This window comes from Streptomyces profundus (assembly GCF_020740535.1).
In the GTDB taxonomy this organism is placed as follows: Bacteria; Actinomycetota; Actinomycetes; order Streptomycetales; family Streptomycetaceae; genus Streptomyces; species Streptomyces profundus.
Window position 1 is genome coordinate 1298901 of sequence record NZ_CP082362.1, and the last position, 20982, is coordinate 1319882.

Consider the following 20982-nt stretch of genomic DNA (forward strand, 5'->3'; position numbering starts at 1 on the left):
GGCCCTGCGGGACATCCACGCGGTCGGGCTGATCCACCGCGATCTGAAGCCGTCGAACGTGATGGTGACGCTGGAGGGGCCGAAGGTCATCGACTTCGGGATCGCCCGGGCCGTGGACGCCAGCGTGGTGACGCGCACCGGGTCGATGGTGGGCTCCCCCGGCTACATGCCGCCTGAGCAGATCAGGGGCGAGCCGCTGAGCGGCGCCAGCGACGTGTTCGCGCTGGGCGCGCTGCTGGCGTACGCGGCGACCGGACAGCACGCGTTCAGCTGGGACGGCGCGGCCACCCACACCGTGCTCTATCGCGTGCTCCACGAGGAGCCCGCCCTCGGGCCCGACGCTGGTCCGTTGACGGGGGAGCTGCGGGCGCTGGTGGCGCGCTGCCTGGCCAGGGACGCGGGGGCGCGGCCGACGCTGGCCGAGATCGGGCCGCTGGCCAGGGAGCGGGTCGGCGCGGACTTCTGGCTGCCGGCGTCGCTGACCGCGCGGCTGGGCCAGGACGCCGCCGCCCTGCTGGAGTTCGACGAACCGCCGGCCGTCCCGCCCCCTGGCCCGGCCCCTTCGACCGGGCCCGCCCCCTCCGCCGCCCCCGTCACCGTTCCGGTTCCCGTCCCCGGGAAGCGGCGGCGCGCGGTGCTGGCGGCCGTGGCGGGGGCGGTGGCCGTCGGGGTCGCCCTACCGCTGATCGCGCTGGCCAACTCCGGTGGTGACGACGGCGGTTCGGACGGCGCCGGCGGCGACCCCGCCGAGGCGCCACTGGCCGACCTGCTGCCGGCCGAGGTGCGGGCGGCCGGCGAGCTCACGGTCTGGGTCGCCGAACGGCACAACCCGGTGCTCTTCGAGGAGGAGGGTGCGCCGGTGGGTTTCGAGGTGGACCTCGCCGTGGCGATGGCCCAACGGCTGGGCGTCGAGCCGGTGTTCACCCTGGTCGACGACCGGCCGACCGCCGTCGACGGCGCACTGCGCAACAGCGCGGAGGCCCCGGGGCACGTGGTGATGTCGGGGTTCACCGACGCCCCGCAGCGGCGCGCGGAGTTGGGCCTCGACTTCGTCAACCACTTCGCCGACGGCTTCGCCGTGCTGAGCGACGATCCCGGCCGCTCCGGCGAGTTGGGCCTGCTCTGCGGGCTGCGGGTCACCTCCTACGACGACGAGTTCCTCCATGAGGTGATCGAGGAGAACACCGGGGGCTGCGCGGAGCCGCCCACGTGGCTGCCCGTCCCCAGCAGGGACGACATGGCGGAGGCCATCGCCTTGGACGAGGCGGACGTCGCGGTGCTGCTCTACTCGCAGGGCGCCCGCTACGCCCACGAACACGGCGACCTGGGGCTGTCCGTCGCGCTGGACTCCGCGGAGAAGGGATTCCGCGGCATCGGCGTCCCCCCGGACCAGCCGGCACTGCGCGACGCCCTGGCCGCGGCCGTCGACCTGCTGATCCAGGACGGCACCTACGCCACCCTCCTCGACCGCTGGGGCATCCCCGAATCCGGCATCGGCACCGCGTCCGTCAACGGCGGAAGCGGCTGACGCCGCCGGCGCCGGCGCCTCCTCAGGCGCCGGCTGGGGCGCCAACGTTCAGACCACCGCCCCCGGAAGGTCCACCACCGTGAACGTCTCCAGGCGAGTGATGAGTTGACTCGCCCTGAGCCAGCGGACACGAGTGTCGTCATACGCCACACCCGCCGCGTCAACCGCGACGGGCAACGGGAACCCCGGCCGGTAGAGCGCGGCCCACACGCCGACGATGGAGAACTGCCAGACTCGAAGCGCCACATACCGTCGGGCCAGATGGGGACAGAACCGCACCGCCTTCACCGCACACGGGAGACAGACGGGCGGGTGCGAAGTGAGCAGCTCCTCGGGCCAGGACGCCGGGTCGTCAGGGTCCTCACCGAGCAGCCAGAGCACACCGTCCTCGCTCTCGTTCAGCCGGCTCGGCGCACACCTGACACAACACCTTGCGCATGGCCCTGCGCTGACGCAGGCCGTGAACCCTGCCGAACTCCGGCCGCCCCCGCCCCGGACGGGAACCGATGCGCGACCACAGAACGCCGTCCTCGTCACGGTCCTGAAGGATCTCGTCCGCGTACCCGATGCCCCCCGCCCGGCAGACGACCACCGCGTCCACGTCGCGCTCCTCGCTCCACTGGGCGATGTACGGCACGATGTCGGGCCGGGGAAGCGTGCCAAGGGGCGGCCCGTTCACGCCACCCCCTCCGGCGGTGCTTCGGCCCCGATCGGCGTACGACAGGTCGGCCCTCAACTCATGCATGATGGGGTCACCCCTTTCGAGGGATCAGGGGGCGCGGTGTTCGCTTTGGCCGGCAGTCACCGCGCCCCACTTGCGCGCGAGCGCGCAGCTTGGCTTGTCCCGGACTGTTCCTCCGCCGAACGCAGCTCTAGAGTGTTCTAGAGCACTACGCGAAGTCAAGACTGTGCTAGAGCACTATGGAGCGGAGGGTCATGGTCGAGGAGGCTCAGGCGCTGGCGCCGTACAAGCGCATCGCCGCGAAGATCCGACGGCAGATCGAGCAGGGAGCGCTGCGTCCCGGCGACAAGGTGCCGTCAGTGCGGGAGATCGAGCGCACCGAAGGCGTCTCGACCGCCACTGCGACCCGAGTCGCGGCGGTGCTGCGGAGCGAGGGACTCGCGGAGTCGGTGCCCGGCATCGGCACCATCGTCACGGCACGGCCGAGGCAGACCACCGGCCCGGACCGGCTCGCCCTGCTCAGGTCCGGCGGGGACGGATTCCGGTCGGGCGAGGAGGCCAAGGTGCTGGGAGCGGAGTTGGTCCCGGCGCCCGACACCGTCGCGAAGGCTCTCGGCGTTCCCGAGGGCGTGGCCGTGGTGCAGCGCGAGCGGGTGTACACCGACGGCCAGGGTGTGGTCGCCCTCTCCGCCTCGTGGCTGCCGGGGCCGTTCGCCGAGTCGGCACCGGAGTTGTTGGATGTCACCCCGCTGCCGACGATGACCTTCGGCCTGATCGAGGAACGGACCGGGCGCCGCGCTGTCCGCCGCCGGGATGTGGTGGCGATCAGGCCCGCCCCGGATGACGTCGCCGAGATCCTCGAAGTACCCGCTGGCACGCCGGTGTTGACCATGACGAACTGTTACTGGGATCAGCACGGGGACGTGACCGAGTACGCGATCGACTACTTGGGAAGCGGTCGCGAACTCACTGCCGACCACGAGTTGGCCTGACGCCCCGAGCCAAGGATGCCCTGAATGCCGATGCCCGATGAGCGGGCCGCCGATCGGCGGCCTCTTCACGAACGGATCGCTGCCGACCTGCGCGACGACATACTGTCGGGGACTCCCGCGCCCGGCGCGAGCCTGCCTTCCACGCTCCGCTTGCGCGAACGTTTCGGGGCCTCCAACGCCACGATCCAGAAGGCGTTGCAACTCCTGAAGGACGAGGGCCTGGTCGTGGGGCGAGCCGGAGCCGCCGTCACCGTTCGAGAGCACCGCCAAGGGACGGTGCGGCCCGCCGACTTCGGGAGGCCGGTCGAACAGGGCAAGCCCTATCGGTGGCTCACGGAGGCCAGCGGGAGAGGCAGGAAGGGCAGCGCCAAACTGCTGGCCGTCTCAGAGGTGCGCCCGCCTCGGGATGTGGCGGCCTGTCTCGAACTGCCCGACGACGGAACGGCGATCGTGCGCCGCCAGGTGCTCTCGCTCAACGGCGAACCCGTCGAGTTGGTGCACTCCTACTACCCGCTCTCCCTTGCCGCCGGCACTCCACTGGCGGGCTCACGCAAGATCCGTGGGGGAACCCCGACCCTGCTGTCGGAGCTGGGCCATCCCCCTCAGCTCACCGTCGATCGGGTATCGGCGCGGGTGCCGACCCAGGAGCAGTACGAGCTCCTCGAACTCCCCACCGACCTCCCCGTTCTACGTACGCTCCGCGTGGTCTACAGCGAGGGCGAGCGTCCGATCGAGGCCACTGTGATGGTGAAGGCGGGACATCTGTACGAGCTTCAGTACGAGTTCGAATAGGCCCGAGTTGGGGCCGGGGGGTGTCCGACATCCGGTGTGTCCCGGGTGTTTGGCTCCGGATCATTTCGCGTGCATGCCAACTGTCCTACGCTGACGCCGTGTTGCGGCTCTCCCCCACCCACACAGCGAAGGCGGATTCGATGCGGCGGACGACAAGGATGCGATGGGTCGGCGGAGCGGTGGCCGCCGGCGGTGTCGGGGTGCTCGTCGCGGCGAGCGGGGTGCACGCCGCCGAGCCGGGCCAGGCGGCCTACTCGGCGAGCACCTCGGTCGGCGTGCACAACGCCTATCTGCAGAGTGCCTTTCCCTACTTCGCCGACGCCCTGGACTCGGGCGCCGGCATGTTGGAGATCGACGTCTGGACCAACTTCTTCGGCTCCGGCTGGCGCGTCGGCCACGACAACCCGTTCGGCAACCAGAACAACTGCGTGGGCGCGACAAGCCCCGAGGACCTCAGGTCCGGCTCGCGGAACCAGAACCTGGCCGGCTGCCTGGCCGACATCAGGACCTGGCACGACGCCAACCCGGGCCACCGCCCGATCCTGTTGAAGATCGAGATGAAGGACGGCTTCGCCGACAACCTCGGGCGCGGCCCCGCCGCCTTCGACTCCCTGGTGAACGAGGCCCTCGGCGACGCGGTCTTCGGCCCTGGCGACCTGGCCGGCGGCCACCCGACGCTGGACGCGGCCGTGACCGCCGAAGGCTGGCCGACCAGGGACGAGCTGGCGGGCAGGTTCCTGATCCACCTGATACCCGGCACGGTCGAGGAGGGGAACCCGTTCGACAACCTCTGGACGGACGTGGAGTACGCCCGGCACCTGCGGGATCTGGCCGCCTCTGGTTCGTTGGCACAGGCCACGGCGTTCCCCGCGGTCCACCACGCGGAGGCGGGCGACCCCCGGGAGACCCGTTACCCGGAGGAGTCCATCCGGCCGTGGTTCGTCGTCTTCGACGGCGACGCGAACGTCTTCCTCGGCCCCGACGTCGACACCGGCTGGTACACCGAGCGCGGCTATCTGCTGGTCATGACCAACGCGCACAACGTCGCGCCGCCGATCGACGCGACCAACCCGACCGAGGCCGAGGCGCTCGGCCGGGTGAACGAGCTGGCGGCCGGTGGCGCGGCCGTGGCCAGCTCCGACTGGCACGGGCTGCCGTCCGTCCTGGCGACCGTCGTCCCGCACTGAGCGGGGTGCCCGCCGGCGTGGCGGGAAGGCGGGGAGACCGGCCCCGGACCGCATAGGGTGGGGCCGGTCGGGCTTGGTTCGAGAGACGGAGAGTTCCGTGCGGGTTGTGGTCGCCGAAGACCTGTTTCTACTCCGGGACGGTCTGGTCCGGCTCCTGGAGGCGCATGACTTCCAGCTGGCGGCAGCCGTCGACAACGGGCCCGAACTCACCCGCGCGCTGGCCGAGTTGAAGCCGGACGTCGCGGTGGTCGACGTCCGGCTGCCGCCGTCGTTCACCGACGAGGGCCTCCAGTGCGCGCTTCAGGCGCGCCGCGAGCAGCCGGGGCTGCCGGTGCTGGTCCTCTCCCAGCATGTGGAGCGGCTCTACGCGCGGGAGTTGCTGGCCGACGGCCACGGCGGGGTCGGCTATCTGCTGAAGGACCGGGTCTTCGACGCAGAACAGTTCATCGACGCGGTCCGCCGCGTCGCCAGCGGCGGCACGGCGATGGATCCGCAGGTGATCCAGCAGCTGTTGGCGCAGAAGAGCCACAACTCGCCGCTGGAGAAGCTGACTCCGCGCGAGCTGGAGGTCATCGAGCTGATGGCGCAGGGCCGTTCGAACGCGGCGATCGCCGAACGGCTGGTGGTGACGGAGCGCGCGGTCGCCAAGCACACGTCCAACATCTTCGCCAAGCTGGGCCTCCCCCCGTCCGACGACGACAACCGCCGCGTCCTCGCCGTCCTGGCGTACCTCGAACGCTGAGGCCCGAGCGCGGGCCCGAACGCGGGCAGCGCCTGGCCACCCGACGGCCCGCCCGACCCGGTGGGCCGGGGCGGTAGGCCGGAACAGGCAGGGGCCGGGGGGGTGGGAGGAGGCCGCGTAGGCCGGGGCCAGTGGGCGGTACGCGGAAGTGCCGGGCGGATACCGGTCGGTGGGCTGCGGGCCGCAGGTCTCCGTGAGCCGGGCCGGTTGACCGAGGCCGGCACGCCAGAGCCGCACCAGGCCGCGGGCCCGACACGCACCGGCAGACCGCAGGGGCGGCGGACCGTGCCCGGCCACCGGCCGGGGCTGGAGCAGGCGGCGGCCCCACCTGCCGGAGCAAGCGCCGGCACGTCATGCCCGGCAACGGGCCGTGGGTGGATCAGCCCGCGGGGTAGAAGAGGAAGAGGGTGCAGCCGGTGGTGGTCGAGGGGATGTGCCAGGAGCCGGCGGGGGCGTGGAGGAAGGTGCCGGGTGGGTAGTCGCGGGCTCCGTCGTTGAAGGTGCCGGCGATCACATAGACCTCCTCGGGGCCGGGGTCGTGGCGGTCGCGGTGGGGCCAGGAGGTGCCCGGGTCCATCTCCAGCACGCCCGCGTGCGATCCGGACGGCCCCCGCCACAGGGGGCGCAGCCGGATTCCGGGGAAGAGCTCACGGACCGGGGCTTCGTCGACCGCGACGGAGGTGTAGCCCTCCTGCGCGAGGATCTCGGGGTTCATGCCTGCCACCGTGCCGTGCGCCGACCACGGCGGGGCAGAGTCTGCGATGACACCATGGGGTACTTTCACGCCAGATGACGGCCCGGCGGTGTCCTCAGGCCCCGGCGGCTGGCAGGCCGTGACGCGTAACCGTCCGGTGGGCGGCTCGTTTGGGCGGGTGTGGCTTCCAGTGACATCTCCCCCGTGGACACCCGGCGCGCCGCGCCCGCCCTGGCGCTTGAGCAGGCCGAGGCCGCGCTGGTCGAGCACTACCCGAGGTTGGTCAGGCTCGGCTATCTGATTCTGCCGCACTCCCTGGGCCGGCATCGACGGGTGCTCAGCGCCCACGCGCTGGCCCAACGGGCGCTGCCGCGCGGCAAGTCGACGGAGGCCGACGAGGTGCCGCCGGTGCTGCCGGCGCAGCGCGACGGCTCGGCGGAGCAGGGGCGCGGCACCGACGCCGGCTATGTCTTCCTGCGGCTGCGGGTGGTGCGCGCCGCGCTCGCCGCGCAGCGGCCGGCGCGGGTGGCGGGGCGCGAGCTGCGCTGGCTGCCGAGGGCGCCTTCGCCGCTGCCCCGGGTGTGGGGGCTGCGGCTGTTCCCCCGGGCCGGCGAGACGGACGAGATCGCGTGGGAGCAGCGGCTCGGCACGCTGGATCCCGCGGCGCGCGCGGTCTACGCGCTGCGGCGGATCGACGGCCTGGCGGCCTCGGAGGCGCGGCTGTTGCTGGCTGCGGCCGGCGAGCCGGAGGAGCGGATCGACGCGGCGCTGCGGGCCGCCGACGGGGTGGAGGGCGCGGTGCCGTTGACGGATCCGTGCGCGCTCCAGGCGCGGCCGACGGATCTGCTGCGCCGCCGCCAGTACACCAGGACGGCGCTGATCGGTGGGGGCGCGTTGGCGCTGGTGCTGTCCACCATGGCGTTTCTGCCGGAGGGTTGGGGCCCCGACGGGCCGGCCGCGCCGCTGTACAGCGAGAACACGGCGGCCGAGGCGGCGCTCGATCCGCAGGGGCTGCGGCGGATCCCGGCGGACGGCTGGCTCCACGCGGCGCGCACCGACTTCTCGGTGTGGCCGGCGCGCGGCTCGTCGTTGGACGACACGGGCCTGCTGCGCCGGGCGTTGGCGGTCTGGGCGCGGCCGGGCGACGAGGTGACGGTGTCGTCGACGCCGGGGACGCAGACGGGTCCGCCGCCGGGCCCCGCGCAGCTGCTGTTCGCCGGTGAGACGGGCGGCGTCTCCGTCGTGCTGTTGTACGACGGGCTGCGGCTGGTGCGCTACGCGGAGCCGAGCGGTGCCAGGGAGGGCGCCGTGGCGCTGGATCTGGCCCGGGTGGACGGCGCCGAGCTGGCCGGTTCGTCGGCGGTGGTGCTGCACCGCGGGGACGGCAACACCCGCTATCTGACGGCCCCCTGGGTGACGGGCGCCTCGGTGGCCGAGTTGCTCGACCCGCAGCGTCCGGCGGCCGGGTTGGCGGTGGACGAACAGGGCGTGACGGATCCGATCCACACCTCGGCCGGGGCCGCCGAGTGCTCTGGTTTCGCGGCCCTGGAGTTGACGGCGGAGGGCGTGGAGCGGCCGTATCTGCTGGCGGATCTCGGCGAGTTGACGCCGGCGCTGCTGACGCACGGGGCGCCGGGCGTGGGCCAGGACGGCGCGTCCCTGGCCTCGTCCCGAGGGCAGTGGGCGCGGGTGGCCTGCGAGCTGCCGCAGGTGAGCGGGGCCGGGGTGCGGTCCGTGAACGCCTGGGAGTTCGCCGAGCAGACGCTGCCGCAGGACGGGGGCACGGCGCGCTGGGTGTGCGGCCGGGCGGAGACCTGGCGGGGCACGGGGGCGCGGACGTGGACGCAGTTCGTCGAGCCGTCGGCGGAGGCGGGCGGCCAGGGGGTGGTGACGGCGAGGGTCGAGGACGGGACGGCCTGCGGACCGCGCGATCCCGGGGTGCTCAGCGGGCTGCTGTGGCGTTCGCCCGAGGAGTCGTGGTTCCTGTTGGCGGCGGGGAGCGAACAGGTCACGGAGATCGTCGCGCACGGCGGGGTGACGGGGCGCGGCGAGGGCCGGACGCTGGCGCTGCCCGCCGATGAGGGCGCCCAGTCCCGGTTGACGGGGAAGCTGACGGACGGCGGCGAGCTGGCGATGCTGGGCGACTAGTACTGCTGGCTACGGCTGGAAGTACTCCGACATCAGATCGCTGACCCACTCCGGCTGCCTGATGTCCACCGCGCCGAACTCCACCATCGCCGGCTTGAGGTCGATGACCGGGGTGCCGGAGACCGCGTCGAGGCCCACCACCATCAGTGACCGGCCGTGGACGGATTCGATGGCGCAGCAGGTCACCCCGATGCGGTTCGGCCTGCGGGGACCACGGCCGGCGAAGACCCCGACGGGCGGGAGATCGGAACGGCCTCGGTAGGGCCGGGGTTCGCGGTGGTCGTCGACCTCGGGGAACTGGTCGAAGACGAAGAGGACCTCCACATGGGAGAAGCCGTCGAGGCCCTGGAGGCATGCCTCGCCGAAGCGCTCGTCGACAGTGATCGTGCTGCGGACGGCACCCCAGTTGTCCGTGTGCTGAATGTCCGTACGGTCGTTGCGGACCGTGCCTATCGGAGTGATCGCGAAGTTCTGCATGACCAGGTTCTACCTCCCGGGCCGGCGGCGCGCACAGTCGGCGGCATCGAAGTCACCCGCTTCGCAAAGTCTTTCGCAAAATCTTGCGGGCTGCTAGCTTGCCTGTCGGATCCCGGTCGAGCGGAGGGCCGTCAGGGCCTCACGCGCCCGCTCGGCCGGGGTCGTGGTGTCCCCCTGGGCCGCGAAGTGCTCAGGTACCAACGGATGTGAACGTGTTGCCTAGTCAACTTCGCGTTCTTCCGTTACTTTCTGGTGTGTTCCATCAGCGGTCTGTGTGATCCTGATGCCCTCGGCGGCCTCCCCCTCAGATCTCAACAGGCCCGGCGCACGGGCGCGTCGGGCCCCTCTCCGGCAGGGAGGGGCCCGACGTCGTTGGTGTCCGCTTCGGCTCCCGGGTTCAGCCGGCGACCGCGCGGCGGTAGGCGGACGGGGAGACGCCGCGCAGCCGTTTGAACGCCGCGCTCAGCGCGAACGCGTCGGCGTAGCCGACCTCGCGCGCCACGGAGGCCACCGTCGCGTCGGTCTCGCGGAGCAGGTCGGCGGCGCGGGCGATCCGCCACCCCGTCAGATAGGCCATCGGCGGCTCGCCGACCGCGCCGGCGAACCTGCGGGCCAGGGAGGCCCGCGACACCCCCGTCGCCCGGGCCAGCCCCGCCACCGTCCAGGGGTGCTCTGGCGCCGCGTGCAGCAGGGCCTGGGCCCGGCCGACCACGGGGTCGGCGCCCGCCGTGTGCCAGCGGGGCGCGGCCGGCCCGGCGTTCTCCAGCCAGGCGCGCAGCACGGAAACCAGCGCGAGGTCCAACAGCCGGTCCAGCACGGCCTGTTGGCCGGCTCCTTCGCGCCGCAGCTCGGTCGCCAGGAGGTCGAGCACCGGCTCGGGGCGGGCCGCCGCCGGCAGCAGGATGGTCTCGGGCAGCGTCCGCAGCAGCCGTTCGGCGACCGCGCCGCCGCCCTGGTAGGCACCGCTCAACAGCACCGTGTCGCCGCGCGGACCCACCCGGCAGGAGCGGCCGGGCGGGTCCGCGCAGTAGTCGGCGCCCGTCACCCGCCGGGGCGGCGGGGTCGCCGGCCGGTCGGCGACGGTGAAGGGGGCGGGGCCCCGGGAGAGGACCACGTCGCCGGGGCCGATCGCGACCGGAGCCCCGCTGGCCGGGACCACCCAGCCGGCGCCGCTGCGCAGGGTGGTGAGCGTCACCGAGGCGCCGGTGGCGAACCGCAGGCCCCACGGCGGGTCGAGCCCGGCCTCGCCGAAGAGCGCGCCCCTGGCCCGCACCCCGTCGAGGAGTTGGGCCAGCACGTCGGGCGCCTCGGCCGGCCGGTCGGCGACGATCCGCGTCATGCCTTCACGGTAGACGCCTGGACATCCCCACGAGCCGGCTGGACATGGCCGGGCGCCGCGCGGTCCCGTTGGCTGGTGACATGACCGAGACCCAGACAGCCAAGACAGCCAGGACGAGCGAGAACCCGATACTCGTGGTGGGCGGCACCGGCGTCACCGGCCGGCGGGTGGCCGCGCGGCTGACCGCGGCGGGGCACCCCGTGCGCGTCGCCTCCCGTTCCGCCGCCAGGCCCTTCGACTGGCACGCCCCCGACACCTGGCCCGCCGCCCTGGCCGGGGTGCGGCGCCTCTATCTCGTCCCGTTGGAGGGGACGCGGCTCACCGGCCCCTTCCTCCAGCGGGCCGCCGAGGCCGGTGTGGAGCGCGTGGTGCTGCTCTCCGGGCGCGGCGTGGACAACCCGGACTACCTGCCGGCCGGGCACCCGGGCGGGATCGTCCATGTCACGGGCGAGGAGGCGCTGCGGGCGAGCGATCTGGAGTGGACGGTGATCCGTCCCTCGTGGTTCAGCCAGAACTTCAGCGAGGGCTTCCTCAGCGACGGGGTGCGCTCGGGGGATCTGCGGATTCCCGGGGGCGACGCCGCGGCGGCGTTCGTGGACGCCGAGGACATCGCGGACGTCGCGGTGGCCGCGCTCACCGAGGACGGGCACCAGGGCGCGACCTACGAGCTGTCGGGGCCCGCCGCGCTCACCCTCGCCGAGGCCATGGCGGAGATCTCCGAGGCCAGCGGGACGAAGGTCGGCTACACCCCGCTGACCCTCGACGCGTTCACCGCCGAGCTGGTCGCGGACGGCTGGGACGCCGAGGACGCCAGGGAGTTCGGGCTGGCGCTGACCCCGCTGGCCAGGGGGCTTGACGCGCATCTCTCCGACGGCGTGCGGAGGGCCCTGGGCCGGGAGCCCCGAAGCTTCGCGGCCTTCGCCGCCGACGCGGCAGCCGCCGGCGCCTGGGCCTGACGCGCCACCGGGGTGCGTCGTCCGTGGCCGGCGCGCGGCTCCCCCGGGCCCGGCGGGTGCGCGTCGGTGAGGATCCGAACGACGTGTTCTAGCGCACCGTGCCGTCGGGGCGGCGGCGTAGGGCGCGGCCGGGCAGGGCGCCGGTGAGGCGTCCTTCGTCGACCACGGCGACGCCGCCGACCAGGACGAACGGCAGCCCGACCGGCCGTTGCCCCGGCTCCTCGAAGGTAGCGGTGTCGGCGACCGTGTCCGGATCGAAGAGCACCAGATCCGCGTGGTGGCCGGGGCGGACGAGGCCGCGGCCGGCCAGGCCGAGCCGGCGGGCCGGCCGGCCGGTGAGGTGCGCCACGCACTCGGCCAGGCCCAGCACGCCCAACTCCCTGACGTAGTGCCCGAGATAGCGCGGGAAGGTGCCGAAGGCGCGGGGGTGCGGGCGGGCGACGCCGAGCAGCCCGTCGCTGCCGCCGGTGTGCGCGCGGTGCCGCATCACGGCGCGCACGTTCGCCTCGTCGCCGACCGACTGGAGGATGGTGGTGGAGAGTTCGTCCGCCAGCAGCAGCTCGCGGTAGATGTCGAACGGGGCCCGGCGGGCGCGGGCCGCCAGCTCGGCGAGGGTGCGGCCGACGGCCGACGGATCGCGCGACCCCGAGACGCTGAGGGTCTCCCACTCCACCGGCACCCCGTGGCAGCCGTCCGAGCCGACCACCTCCAGATCGTGCCGGATCCTGGCGAGCGCCGCGGGGTCGCGCAGCCGCGCCAGGGTGGCCTCGGGGCCGCCCTCGGCTGCCCAGCTGGGCAACAGCGCGGCCAGCGTGGTGGATCCCGGGAGGTAGGGGTAGCTGTCCAACGTCAGATCGAGGCCGGCGTCCAGGGCGGCGTCGAGGAGCGCCAGCAGCTCGCCCGAACGCCCCCTGTTGACGGCGAAGTTGAGCGTGGCGTGGGCCAGGTGCAGGGGGCAGCCGGCGCGCCTGGCCACCTCGATCATCTGCGCGTAGGCGGCCAGCGCGCCCGCGCCGTAGGAGCGGTGGTGCGGGGCGAAGAAACCGCCGTGGGCGGCCACCACCGCGCAGAGCGCGACGAGTTCGGTGTCGGGCGCGTACATGCCCGGCGGGTAGGTGAGCCCGGCGGAGAGGCCGACGGCGCCCTCCGTCAGACCCTGGGCCACCAGCTGCCGCATCCGGGCCAGTTCGGCCTCGTCGGCGGGCCTGGCCTCCCAGCCCATGGCGAGCATCCGGACGCTGCCGTGCGGCACCAGATAGCAGGCGTTGACGGCGATCCCCCGGTCCAGCCGGTCCAGATAGCCGCCGACGCTCCGCCAGTCCCAGTCGAACCCGGGCGGGTCCCCGTTCCAGCCGGCGACGGCCCGCCGCACCTGGGGCAGGGTCCGCTCGTCGACGGGGGCGTAGGAGAGCCCGTCCTGGCCCAGCACCTCGCAGGTGACGCCCTGGGCGACCTTGGCCGCGTGGTCGGGCTCGGTGAGCAGCGCCAGATCGGAGTGCGCGTGCATGTCGACAAAGCCGGGGCCGAGCGCGAGCCCTTCGGCGTCCAGCACCCGGCGCCCGCCGAGCCGCGGGCCGCCCACGGCCTCGATCCGCCCGGCGGTGACCGCGACGTCCGCCCGCCGCTCGGGCCCGCCCGTCCCGTCGAACAGCCGCGCACCCCTGATCACCAGATCGGTCATGCCCCCAGCCTGCCGCACCCCGGTCGGGGCGGACCCTCGGAGGTTTCAGCCCGTGGTGCAGCCGCTGGTCGGCAGGCTGGTGAGGCCGGGCGGCTGTCGGCCGTCCCAGATCGCCAGCAGGTAGTTCTGCGGGCAGCGGGCGAGGCCGTCGCTGGTCCTGATCTCGATATGCAGGTGCGGGGCCCCTGAGTTGCCGGTGTCGCCCGTGGTGCCGACCCGGGTCCCCGCGGACACCTGGGCGCCGTCGGCCGTGGAGCGGGCGGAGAGGTGGCAGTAGACGAACCGCGAACCGTCCGGCTGGAGCAGCCGGATGCCGATGCCGCAACTGGTGCTGCTGTAGTGCTCGACCCGTCCGCCGGTGACGGCGTAGGTGGGGAGGTTGGTCACGATCAGGTCGATGGCTGGGGTGGTGCCCCAGTGCGGTTGGGCGTAGTCGCTCCGGGGCGCGGCGGAACGGTCCAGCGGCAGCGCGTGTCCTGACGGGCCGCCGCCTCCGCCGCCGCCGAGCAGGCTCTGCCAGGTCGCGGGCCCCACCTGGCCGTCCACGGCCAGGCCCTGTGAGCTCTGGAACGAACGCACGGCGCTGTCGGTCAGCGCGCCGAAGTTCCCGTCGACGGACAGCCCGGCGCCGTACTTGTTGAGCTGGGTCTGGGCCGCTCTGACCGCGTCCCCGCCGGCGCCCTGTTGGACGGTGACGACCAGCTGCGGCCAGGTCCGGGCGCCCACCACTCCGTCGGCGGCCAGGCCCCTGCTGCTCTGGAAGCCGGTCACGGCCGCGGCGGTGGCGGGCCCGAACTGGCCGTCGGCGGCGATGTCATGGCCGTGGTGGCGCAGCAGATACTGCGCGGTGGTGACATTCGCGCCGCTGGCGCCCTGGCTGATGGACGGCCAGGCCGGCAGGGCCTGCGCCGTCGACGCGGGCACGAGGGCCCCGAGCAGCAAGGCGAACAGCAGGGTCATACCGGTCACGGCCAGCGGACTTCGTCGGTTCGGACGCATCGAGACGGTCTCCCTAGTGACATGTACGCGACTATTGCGCACAGGTTAGAGATCATTCACGGAACGAACCAGAGGGCGACACCCGCTACCGTGACGGCGACCGCGTGAGAAAGCCCGACGGAAGGCGAGAGGCACCATGGACGAGCGCCCGCAGGAGCGGAAGACCCGGCTGACCACCGACCAGGCCCCCGCGCCGGCGTGGAACTTCTCCCAGGGCGTGCGCAAGGGCCCGCTGCTCCAGGTGTCGGGCCAGGGCCCGCAGGATCCGGCCACCGGCGCCTATCTGTACCCGGGCGACGTCCGGGAGCAGACGCTGCGCACGCTGCGCAACGTGCGCGCGATCCTCAACGCGGGCGGCGCCGACGTGGAGGACGTGCTGATGTTCCGCGTCTATCTCACCCGCCGGGCGGACTTCGCCGCGATGAACGACGCCTATGGCGCGTTCGTCGGCGAGCACTGCCCCAGCGGGGTGCTGCCCTGCCGCACCACCGTGTTCGTCGAACTCCCCAACGAGGCCATGCTGGTGGAGATCGACGCGCTGGCCGCCGTCTGACGGCCAGCGCGTCGGCCGGCTCAGCCGGGGGCGACGGCCGTGGAGCCGCGCACCACCAGCTCGGGCTGGAAGACGAACTCGGTGTGTTGCGCCGGGTTGCCGCCGACCTCCTCCAGCAGCGCGTTGACCGCCGCGTTGGCCATCGCGGTGACGGGCTGGCGGACGGTGGTCAGCGGCGGGTCGGTGAAGGCGATCAGCTGGGAGTCGTCGAAGCCGATCACCGAGCAGTCGTCTGGGACGGTGAGCCCGCGCTGCCGCGCGGCGCGCACCGCGCCGAGCGCCATCATGTCGCTGCCGCAGACCACGCCCGTGCAGCCGGCGTCCAACAGCGCGGCGGTCGCGGCCTGTCCGCCCTCCACGCTGAAGAGGGTGTGGCGCACCACGCCGTCCACCGGCGGCTCGCCCGCGGCCAGCGCCCGCTCCCGCTGCTCCTCGATCTCGCCCTCGAACCCGGCGACCTTCCGGCGCACCGGGACGAACCGCTGCGGGCCGACCGCGAGGCCGATCCTGCGGTGGCCGAGGGCGCGCAGATGACGCACCGCGATCCGGCTGGCCGCCGCGTCGTCGGGCGACACGAACGGCGCCTTGACGCGGTCGTTGAAGCCGTTGATCAGGACGAACGGCACTCCCTGCCCGGCCAGCCTGGCGTAGCGGGACGGATCGGCCGAGGTGTCGGCGTGCAGCCCCGACATGAAGACGATGCCGGTGACCCCGCGCTCGACCAGCTGGTCGACCAACTCGTCCTCGGTGGCGCCCCCCGGGCTCTGCGTACAGAGCACGGGGGTATAGCCGTAGCCGGCCAGGGTCTGCTCGATGACCTGGGCGAAGGCGGGGAAGATCGGGTTGGTGAGCTCGGGGATCACCAACCCGACCAGCCCGGCACTGCGTTGCCGCAGCCGGACGGGCCGCTCGTAGCCGAGGATGTCCAGCGCCGCCAGCACCCGCTGCCGGGTGCCGGCGGCCACGCCTGGCTTGCCGTTGAGCACCCGGCTCACGGTGGCCTCGCTGACCCCCGCCTGCCCGGCTATGTCGGCGAGCCGGGCCGGCTGCGGAAGCGCGGACGCGGGCAGGGTCACTCCTCCCACCAGACGGTGGTGTCCGCCGGCAGCGGCTCACCCTGGCGGTAGGGGCCGCTGGCCAGCACCTGGCCGCGCGCCGAGGCGCAGGCCCCGGGCAACGGGGCGGCGCGGTCCGTGGTGTTGGCGGCGACCAGCACCGCCCGGCCGTCCGCGCCGACCCGGCGGAACGCCAGCACGCCGTCCGCCGCTTCCAGCCACTCGACGCCGTCGCCGGCGCCGAGCGCGGAGCGCGCCCGCCGCTCGGCCAACGCCCGCCGGTACAGCTCCAGCGTGGACCCGGGGTCGTCGGTCTGCGCCTCGACGGAGAGCGCGCCCCAGTCGCCCGGCTGCGGCAGCCAGCCGCCCACGCCGCCGAAGCCGAACGAGGCGCCGTCCCGACTCCACGGCATCGGCACCCGACAGCCGTCCCGCAGCCCGTCCTGGCCGTCCTGGCCGTCGCCACCCGCGCCGCGCCGGAAGAACGCCGGGTCCTGGCGCGCCTCGTCCGGCAGGTCGGTGACCTCGGGCAGGCCGAGCTCCTCGCCCTGGTAGACATAGGCGGAACCGGGCAGCGCCAGCATCAACAGCGAGGCGGCGCGGGCCCGTTCGACGCCGCCGCCGAGCCGGGTGCGGTGCCGCACCACGTCGTGGTTGGAGAGCACCCAGGTGGTGGGGGCGCCGACCGGGCGCATCGAGTCCAACGAGGAGTCGATCACCCGGCGCAGCTCGGCCGCGTCCCACGGGGTGTTCAGATAGTGGAAGTTGAACGCCTGGTTCAGCTCCTCGCGGCGGACGTAGAGCGCCGTGCGGTCCTCCGTCGGCGTCCACGCCTCGGCCACGCCGATCCGCTGGTCCGGGTACTCGTCGAGGATCTCCCGCCAGGAGCGGTAGATCTCGTGCACCCCGTCCTGGTCGAAGAACGGCAGCTTCTGGGTGCCCAGCAGGCGCAGTTGTCCCGCGTGACCCATGTCGGGCAGCCCCGGGGCCTTGACCAGGCCGTGGGCCACATCGATCCGGAACCCGTCGACGCCCATGTCCAGCCAGAACCGCAGCACGGAGCGGAACTCGTCCCTGACCGCCGGGTTCTCCCAGTTGAAGTCGGGCTGTTCGGGCGCGAAGAGGTGCAGATACCACTGGCCGGGGGTGCCGTCCGGGTCGGCCACCCTGGTCCAGGCGGGGCCACCGAAGATGGACTCCCAGTCGTTGGGCGGCGCTTCGCCGTACTCGCCCTTGCCGGCCCGGAAGTGGTAGCGGTCGCGCAGCGGGGAGCCGGGGCCGTCGCGCAGCGCGCGTTGGAACCACTCGTGCTGGTCGGAGGAGTGGTTGGGCACCAGGTCCACGATGATCCGCAGGCCCAGGTCGTGGGCGTCGCGGATCAGCGCGTCGGCGTCGTGCAGATCGCCGAACATCGGGTCGATGGCCCGGTAGTCGGCCACGTCGTAGCCCGCGTCCGCCTGGGGGGAGGCGTAGAACGGGCTGAGCCAGACGGCGTCGACGCCGAGCCCGGCCAGATAGGGCAGCCGCGCCCTGATCCCGGCCAGATCGCCCATCCCGTCGCCGTTGGCGTCGGCGAAGGACCGCGGATACACCTGGTAGATCACCGCGTGCCGCCACCACTCCGGCGGGGTGGGGACGCCCGGCGTGGCCGCGTGGGCCCCGGGGTTCGGGGTGGGGGCATCGCTGGTCGGCTGGGTGCGGTCAGCGAGGTGCTGGGTCATGACATCCCTGTGGGTTCGGGCAGTCGGGGGGCGAGGGGCCGGCGTCAGGACTTGGTGGCGCCGGCGGTGAGCCCGGACTGCAAATGTCGTTGGGCGTATCCGAAGACCAGCGTCGCGGGGACGGCGATCAGCACGGCGGCGGCCGTCATCAGATGCCAGTCCTGGGTGTGCTGGTTGACGAACGTCTGGAGACCGCCGGCCAGGGTGAGGTTGTCCTCGCCCGTCATGAAGGCGGTGGCATAGGCCACCTCGGCCCAGGCGGTGACGAAGGTGTAGAAGCCGGTGACGGCGAGCCCCGGACGGGCCAGCGGCATGATGAGCCGCCAGAAGGTGCCGAACGGGTTGAGGCCGTCCACCCGTCCCGACTCGTCGATGGAGATCGGGATGGTGTCGAAGAAGCCCTTCATCATCCAGGCGCAGAACGGCACCGCGATGGTGAGGTAGGTGACGATCAGCGCGACCGGCTGGTTGAGCAGGCCGTAGCGCGCCATCAGGTTGTACAGCGGCACGATCAGCACCGCCATCGGGAACATCTGCGTGATCAGCAGCGTCCACATCAGCGAACGCATCCCGGGGAACCTGAAGCGGCTGAGCGCGTAGCCGGTGGTGGAGGAGATCAGCACGCCGATCACGGTGGTGATGGCGACGATCAGCACCGAGTTGCCGAACCAGGTCAGAAACGCGGTGTTGTTGATCACATGGTCGTAGTTGTCCGTGGTGAAGTCGGCGATCAGCGAGAGCGAGAACGTCTCGCTCTTCGGCTTGAACGAGGTCACCAGCAGCCACAGCGGCGGGAACACCGCGATCACCGCGGCGACCAGCAGGGTCGCGTGCAGCCCGAAGGAGGCCAGCGGGCCGCGCTCGCCGCGCCGCCTGACGCGCCGGGGACGCCCGGCGTCCCGGCCGCCGCCGGCGGGGCGCGCCGGACCCGGCACCGGCAGCGGCTCGGAGCCGTCAACCCGGGTGGTATCGGTCGCCATGTTCACCACACCTCTCCCTGTCGGCGCAGCGCTCTGCGGTAGGCGATCGCGAACAGCACCAGTAGCAGCAGAATCAACACGCCCCAGGCCGCCGAGGAGGCGAAGTCCCGTGGGCTGGCGATAAAGGCCAGGCGGTACGCCTCGGTCACCAGGATGTCGGTGGAGCCCGCCGGGCCGCCCCGGGTCAGCAGGAAGATCACCGGGAACATGTTGAACGTCCAGATGGTGCTCAGCAGCACCACCGTCATGGCGACCGGACGCACCCCGGGCAGCGTGATGTTGCGGAACCGCTGCCAGGGGTTGGCCCCGTCCATCTCGGCCGCCTCGTACTGCTCGGCGGGGATGGACTGGAGCGCGCCCAGCATGGCGATCAGCATGAACGGGACGCCCAGCCAGACGTTGACCCCGATCACGGCGATCTTGGCCCAGGTCGGGTCGGAGAGCCAGGCGATGCCCTCGATGCCGCCCTTCTCCAACATCCCGTTGAGGATGCCGTTGCGCTCGTTGAAGAGCATCCGCCAGGCGAAGATCGACACGAAGGCCGGGATCGCCCAGGGCAGGATCAGCGCCATCCGGTAGAGCGTGCGGCCCCGGAACGCCCGGTTGAGCATGTTGGCCAGGCCGAGGCCGATACAGAAGGTGATGCCGACACAGGCCACCGTCCACAGCACGGTCCAACCGAGCCGGTCCCAGAAGGTGTTGTCGGTGAGGATGTCCTTGTAGTTCTCCAGCCCCACGAACTCGTAGGTCGCCTCGATGGTGTTGACACCGATCCGCCGCTCGACGTTGGACTCGTCCGCGTCGGTGAGCGAGAGATAGACCCCCCGCACCAGCGGCCAGCCGATGATCACCGTGATCACGGCGACCACCGGGGCGATCATCGCCCAGGCGTACCAGTAGTCGCCCAGCCGGTGGCGGAGCGGCGGGCGCCCCGCGCCGGGGCGGCGGGCGCGCGGGGCGCCCTCCGCCCCGGCCGGAGCCGGGCCCGGCTCGGGAGTCGGCGTGCTGGGAGTGTGCACAGCGTCAGCCATGGTGTCGGCCCTCCGTCCTGCCGAGGCCCCGGTCAGCTCCAGTCTTCGAGCAGGTCACGGTAGGTGTTCCCGGTGTCCTGGGCCGCTTCCTGGGGGGAGGCGGAGCCGGTCAGCATGGACTCGATGGAGATCCGCAGCGGCTCGAAGAGCGACTGCGCCTGCGGGATCCAGGGCCGCTCGTGGGCGACGTCGACCGCCGGCTTGAAGAACTGCACCATCTCGTTGGCCTCGACCGCCGGCTCCGCGTAGACGGACTCGCGGGTGGGCAGGAGGCTCAGCTCCTCGGTGATCCGCGCCTGGGTCTCGGCCGAGCTCATGTACTTGACGAACTCCATGGACGCCTCGGCGTCCGGGGTGCCCGCGTAGATGCCGTAGTTCCAGCCGCCCAGCGGGGAGCCCTGCGCCTGGCTGCCGGCCGGCACGGGGGCCACGCCGAGGTTGTCGCCCAGCGCCTCGGTGGCGTCGGCGATCGCCCAGGGACCGTTGATCATCATGGCCACGTCGCCGCCGGCGAACCCGGACATCATGTTCTCCCAGCCGTCGCTGGTGTCGGTGATCGCGGCACCGGACTCGATCAGGTCGTTCATCTGCTCGAAGGCGGCGACGCCGGCTTCGTCGTCGATGGTGACCCGCTCGGCGTCGGCGTCCACCAAGTCGCCGCCCTCGCCGTAGAGGAAGGGGAAGAACCAGTACGGGTCGTCGCCGCGCACATAGAGCGGGACGGTGCCGACGGCCTCGTAGGCGTCGGCGTCCTGCCGGATCTGGTCGAGCGACTCGGGCACCTCGACCCCGGCCTCCGCCAGCAGCTCCTTGTTGTAGAAGAGCGCCAGGGTGTCGGTGACCTGCGGCACCGCCCAGGTCTGGCCGTCGTACTGGGTGCTGGCCCAGGGCTCGTCGAGGAAGTCGTCCTGGTTGTCCAGGGCGGCCGTGTCGTCCAGCGGGTAGAGGTAGCCCAGGCTGGCGAAGTCGGCGACCCAGGCCACCTCGGTGCGCATCACGTCGGGGGCCTCGTTGGCGCCGGCCGCGTTCTTGAACCGGTTCTGCGCGTCGTCGAAACCGACGTTCACGTAGTCGACCGTGACCCCGGGGTGCTCGTCGGCGAACTCCTCGGCGACGGCCTGGAAGACCGCGGCCTCGGTCTCGTTGGAGGTGTCCCAGTAGGTGACCGTGCCGGAGAGCTTGCCGTCCCCCTCGGAGCTGCTGCCCCCGCCGTTACCCCCGCCGTCGCCACCGTCGTCCCCGCCGCAAGCTGTTGCCGCAACAGCCAGTGCTGCCAGCACGGCCGTGGTCCCTATGCTGCGCCGCATGTGAACTCCTTCAACCGTTACGCCCGAATCAGGGCGATATGTCCCACCCTATGCGCCGCGCCACTGCGACGCCGGGCCGAGCAGGAACGTAACAGTGCCGCAAGATTTTGGAAAGACC

General features: G+C 72.7%; 19 protein-coding genes and 1 pseudogene. 9 read left to right on the top strand and 11 right to left on the bottom strand.

Features of this window, described 5'->3' with window-relative positions; translation table 11 throughout:
- The first annotated feature begins 43 nt into the window (after nucleotides 1–43).
- On the top strand, nucleotides 44–1528 hold the full coding sequence (locus K4G22_RS05790) for a serine/threonine-protein kinase (protein ID WP_425336778.1): 1485 nt from the start codon (nucleotides 44–46) through the stop codon (nucleotides 1526–1528).
- A 48-nt stretch (nucleotides 1529–1576) separates the two neighbouring features.
- Here K4G22_RS05790 and K4G22_RS05795 read toward each other — a convergent pair whose 3' ends face one another.
- Nucleotides 1577–1909, bottom strand: coding sequence for a hypothetical protein (locus K4G22_RS05795; RefSeq protein WP_228078594.1), 333 nt, complete (start codon nucleotides 1907–1909; stop codon nucleotides 1577–1579).
- A 555-nt stretch (nucleotides 1910–2464) separates the two neighbouring features.
- Between K4G22_RS05795 and K4G22_RS31910 the strand changes: the two are divergent.
- The 5 genes and pseudogenes from K4G22_RS31910 to K4G22_RS05815 form a co-directional block, all read left to right on the top strand.
- Nucleotides 2465–2623: pseudogene (locus K4G22_RS31910) on the top strand (GntR family transcriptional regulator); the annotation flags it as partial.
- A 102-nt stretch (nucleotides 2624–2725) separates the two neighbouring features.
- Nucleotides 2726–3202 (top strand): UTRA domain-containing protein, encoded by a 477-nt coding sequence (locus tag K4G22_RS31915; protein WP_425336779.1) that lies wholly within the window; start codon nucleotides 2726–2728, stop codon nucleotides 3200–3202.
- Between the two features lie 24 nt (nucleotides 3203–3226).
- Nucleotides 3227–3994 (top strand): GntR family transcriptional regulator, encoded by a 768-nt coding sequence (locus tag K4G22_RS05805; protein WP_228078596.1) that lies wholly within the window; start codon nucleotides 3227–3229, stop codon nucleotides 3992–3994.
- A gap of 140 nt (nucleotides 3995–4134) precedes the next feature.
- Nucleotides 4135–5181, top strand: a complete 1047-nt coding sequence (locus tag K4G22_RS05810) for a phosphatidylinositol-specific phospholipase C domain-containing protein (RefSeq protein WP_228078597.1) — start codon at nucleotides 4135–4137, stop codon at nucleotides 5179–5181.
- A 97-nt stretch (nucleotides 5182–5278) separates the two neighbouring features.
- Nucleotides 5279–5923, top strand: coding sequence for a response regulator transcription factor (locus tag K4G22_RS05815; protein WP_228078598.1), 645 nt, complete (start codon nucleotides 5279–5281; stop codon nucleotides 5921–5923).
- A gap of 379 nt (nucleotides 5924–6302) precedes the next feature.
- Here K4G22_RS05815 and K4G22_RS05820 read toward each other — a convergent pair whose 3' ends face one another.
- On the bottom strand, nucleotides 6303–6638 hold the full coding sequence (locus K4G22_RS05820; RefSeq protein ID WP_228078599.1) for a cupin domain-containing protein: 336 nt from the start codon (nucleotides 6636–6638) through the stop codon (nucleotides 6303–6305).
- 159 nt (nucleotides 6639–6797) lie between these two features.
- Between K4G22_RS05820 and K4G22_RS05825 the strand changes: the two genes are divergently transcribed.
- Entirely contained in the window at nucleotides 6798–8765 is a 1968-nt protein-coding gene (locus K4G22_RS05825) for a hypothetical protein (protein ID WP_228078600.1), read from the top strand.
- Between the two features lie 9 nt (nucleotides 8766–8774).
- Here K4G22_RS05825 and K4G22_RS05830 read toward each other — a convergent pair whose 3' ends face one another.
- Nucleotides 8775–9242, bottom strand: a complete 468-nt coding sequence (locus tag K4G22_RS05830) for an SAM-dependent methyltransferase (RefSeq protein WP_228078601.1) — start codon at nucleotides 9240–9242, stop codon at nucleotides 8775–8777.
- Between the two features lie 397 nt (nucleotides 9243–9639).
- Nucleotides 9640–10581 carry an AraC family transcriptional regulator gene (locus tag K4G22_RS05835; RefSeq protein ID WP_228078602.1) on the bottom strand — a complete coding sequence of 314 codons (942 nt, stop codon included), beginning with the start codon at nucleotides 10579–10581 and terminating at the stop codon, nucleotides 9640–9642.
- A gap of 80 nt (nucleotides 10582–10661) precedes the next feature.
- Here K4G22_RS05835 and K4G22_RS05840 point away from each other — a divergent pair, with 80 nt between their 5' ends.
- Nucleotides 10662–11537, top strand: a complete 876-nt coding sequence (locus K4G22_RS05840) for an NAD(P)H-binding protein (RefSeq protein ID WP_228078603.1) — start codon at nucleotides 10662–10664, stop codon at nucleotides 11535–11537.
- Between the two features lie 88 nt (nucleotides 11538–11625).
- Here the strand turns inward: K4G22_RS05840 and K4G22_RS05845 are convergent, their stop codons facing one another.
- The gene (locus tag K4G22_RS05845; RefSeq protein ID WP_228078604.1) at nucleotides 11626–13218 is read right to left on the bottom strand and encodes an N-acyl-D-amino-acid deacylase family protein; all 1593 of its coding nucleotides are present in this window, start codon (nucleotides 13216–13218) and stop codon (nucleotides 11626–11628) included.
- Nucleotides 13219–13263: 45 nt separating this feature from the next.
- A complete protein-coding gene (locus K4G22_RS05850; RefSeq protein WP_228083964.1) occupies nucleotides 13264–14178 on the bottom strand; it encodes a peptidoglycan-binding protein in 915 nt (304 codons plus the stop codon).
- A gap of 175 nt (nucleotides 14179–14353) precedes the next feature.
- Between K4G22_RS05850 and K4G22_RS05855 the strand changes: the two genes are divergently transcribed.
- Nucleotides 14354–14770, top strand: coding sequence for a RidA family protein (locus K4G22_RS05855; RefSeq protein WP_228078605.1), 417 nt, complete (start codon nucleotides 14354–14356; stop codon nucleotides 14768–14770).
- A gap of 20 nt (nucleotides 14771–14790) precedes the next feature.
- Here K4G22_RS05855 and K4G22_RS05860 read toward each other — a convergent pair whose 3' ends face one another.
- From K4G22_RS05860 to K4G22_RS05880, 5 genes are read right to left on the bottom strand one after another with little or no spacing between them, the layout of a single operon-like run.
- Nucleotides 14791–15858, bottom strand: a complete 1068-nt coding sequence (locus tag K4G22_RS05860; RefSeq protein WP_425336780.1) for a LacI family DNA-binding transcriptional regulator — start codon at nucleotides 15856–15858, stop codon at nucleotides 14791–14793.
- Entirely contained in the window at nucleotides 15843–17546 is a 1704-nt protein-coding gene (locus tag K4G22_RS05865; RefSeq protein ID WP_228078607.1) for a glycoside hydrolase family 13 protein, read from the bottom strand. The genes K4G22_RS05860 and K4G22_RS05865 overlap by 16 nt, the downstream gene beginning before the upstream one ends.
- Nucleotides 17547–17590: 44 nt before the next feature.
- Entirely contained in the window at nucleotides 17591–18526 is a 936-nt protein-coding gene (locus K4G22_RS05870; protein WP_228078608.1) for a sugar ABC transporter permease, read from the bottom strand.
- A gap of 2 nt (nucleotides 18527–18528) precedes the next feature.
- Entirely contained in the window at nucleotides 18529–19557 is a 1029-nt protein-coding gene (locus tag K4G22_RS05875) for a carbohydrate ABC transporter permease (RefSeq protein ID WP_425336610.1), read from the bottom strand.
- A 32-nt stretch (nucleotides 19558–19589) separates the two neighbouring features.
- Nucleotides 19590–20864, bottom strand: coding sequence for an extracellular solute-binding protein (locus K4G22_RS05880; protein WP_228078609.1), 1275 nt, complete (start codon nucleotides 20862–20864; stop codon nucleotides 19590–19592).
- Between the last annotated feature and the right edge of the window lie 118 nt (nucleotides 20865–20982).

Excerpts from the sequence above, each read along its gene's own strand:
- K4G22_RS05805 (WP_228078596.1), top strand. The coding sequence starts at position 3,227 with ATGCCGATGCCCGATGAGCGGGCCGCCGATCGGCGGCCTCTTCACGAA.
- K4G22_RS05810 (WP_228078597.1), top strand. The coding sequence starts at position 4,135 with ATGCGGCGGACGACAAGGATGCGATGGGTCGGCGGAGCGGTGGCCGCC.
- K4G22_RS05820 (WP_228078599.1), bottom strand. The coding sequence starts at position 6,638 with ATGAACCCCGAGATCCTCGCGCAGGAGGGCTACACCTCCGTCGCGGTC.
- K4G22_RS05830 (WP_228078601.1), bottom strand. The coding sequence starts at position 9,242 with ATGCAGAACTTCGCGATCACTCCGATAGGCACGGTCCGCAACGACCGT.
- K4G22_RS05835 (WP_228078602.1), bottom strand. The coding sequence starts at position 10,581 with ATGACGCGGATCGTCGCCGACCGGCCGGCCGAGGCGCCCGACGTGCTG.
- K4G22_RS05840 (WP_228078603.1), top strand. The coding sequence starts at position 10,662 with ATGACCGAGACCCAGACAGCCAAGACAGCCAGGACGAGCGAGAACCCG.
- K4G22_RS05845 (WP_228078604.1), bottom strand. The coding sequence starts at position 13,218 with ATGACCGATCTGGTGATCAGGGGTGCGCGGCTGTTCGACGGGACGGGC.
- K4G22_RS05850 (WP_228083964.1), bottom strand. The coding sequence starts at position 14,178 with ATGACCCTGCTGTTCGCCTTGCTGCTCGGGGCCCTCGTGCCCGCGTCG.
- K4G22_RS05855 (WP_228078605.1), top strand. The coding sequence starts at position 14,354 with ATGGACGAGCGCCCGCAGGAGCGGAAGACCCGGCTGACCACCGACCAG.
- K4G22_RS05865 (WP_228078607.1), bottom strand. The coding sequence starts at position 17,546 with ATGACCCAGCACCTCGCTGACCGCACCCAGCCGACCAGCGATGCCCCC.
- K4G22_RS05870 (WP_228078608.1), bottom strand. The coding sequence starts at position 18,526 with ATGGCGACCGATACCACCCGGGTTGACGGCTCCGAGCCGCTGCCGGTG.
- K4G22_RS05875 (WP_425336610.1), bottom strand. The coding sequence starts at position 19,557 with ATGGCTGACGCTGTGCACACTCCCAGCACGCCGACTCCCGAGCCGGGC.
- K4G22_RS05880 (WP_228078609.1), bottom strand. The coding sequence starts at position 20,864 with ATGCGGCGCAGCATAGGGACCACGGCCGTGCTGGCAGCACTGGCTGTT.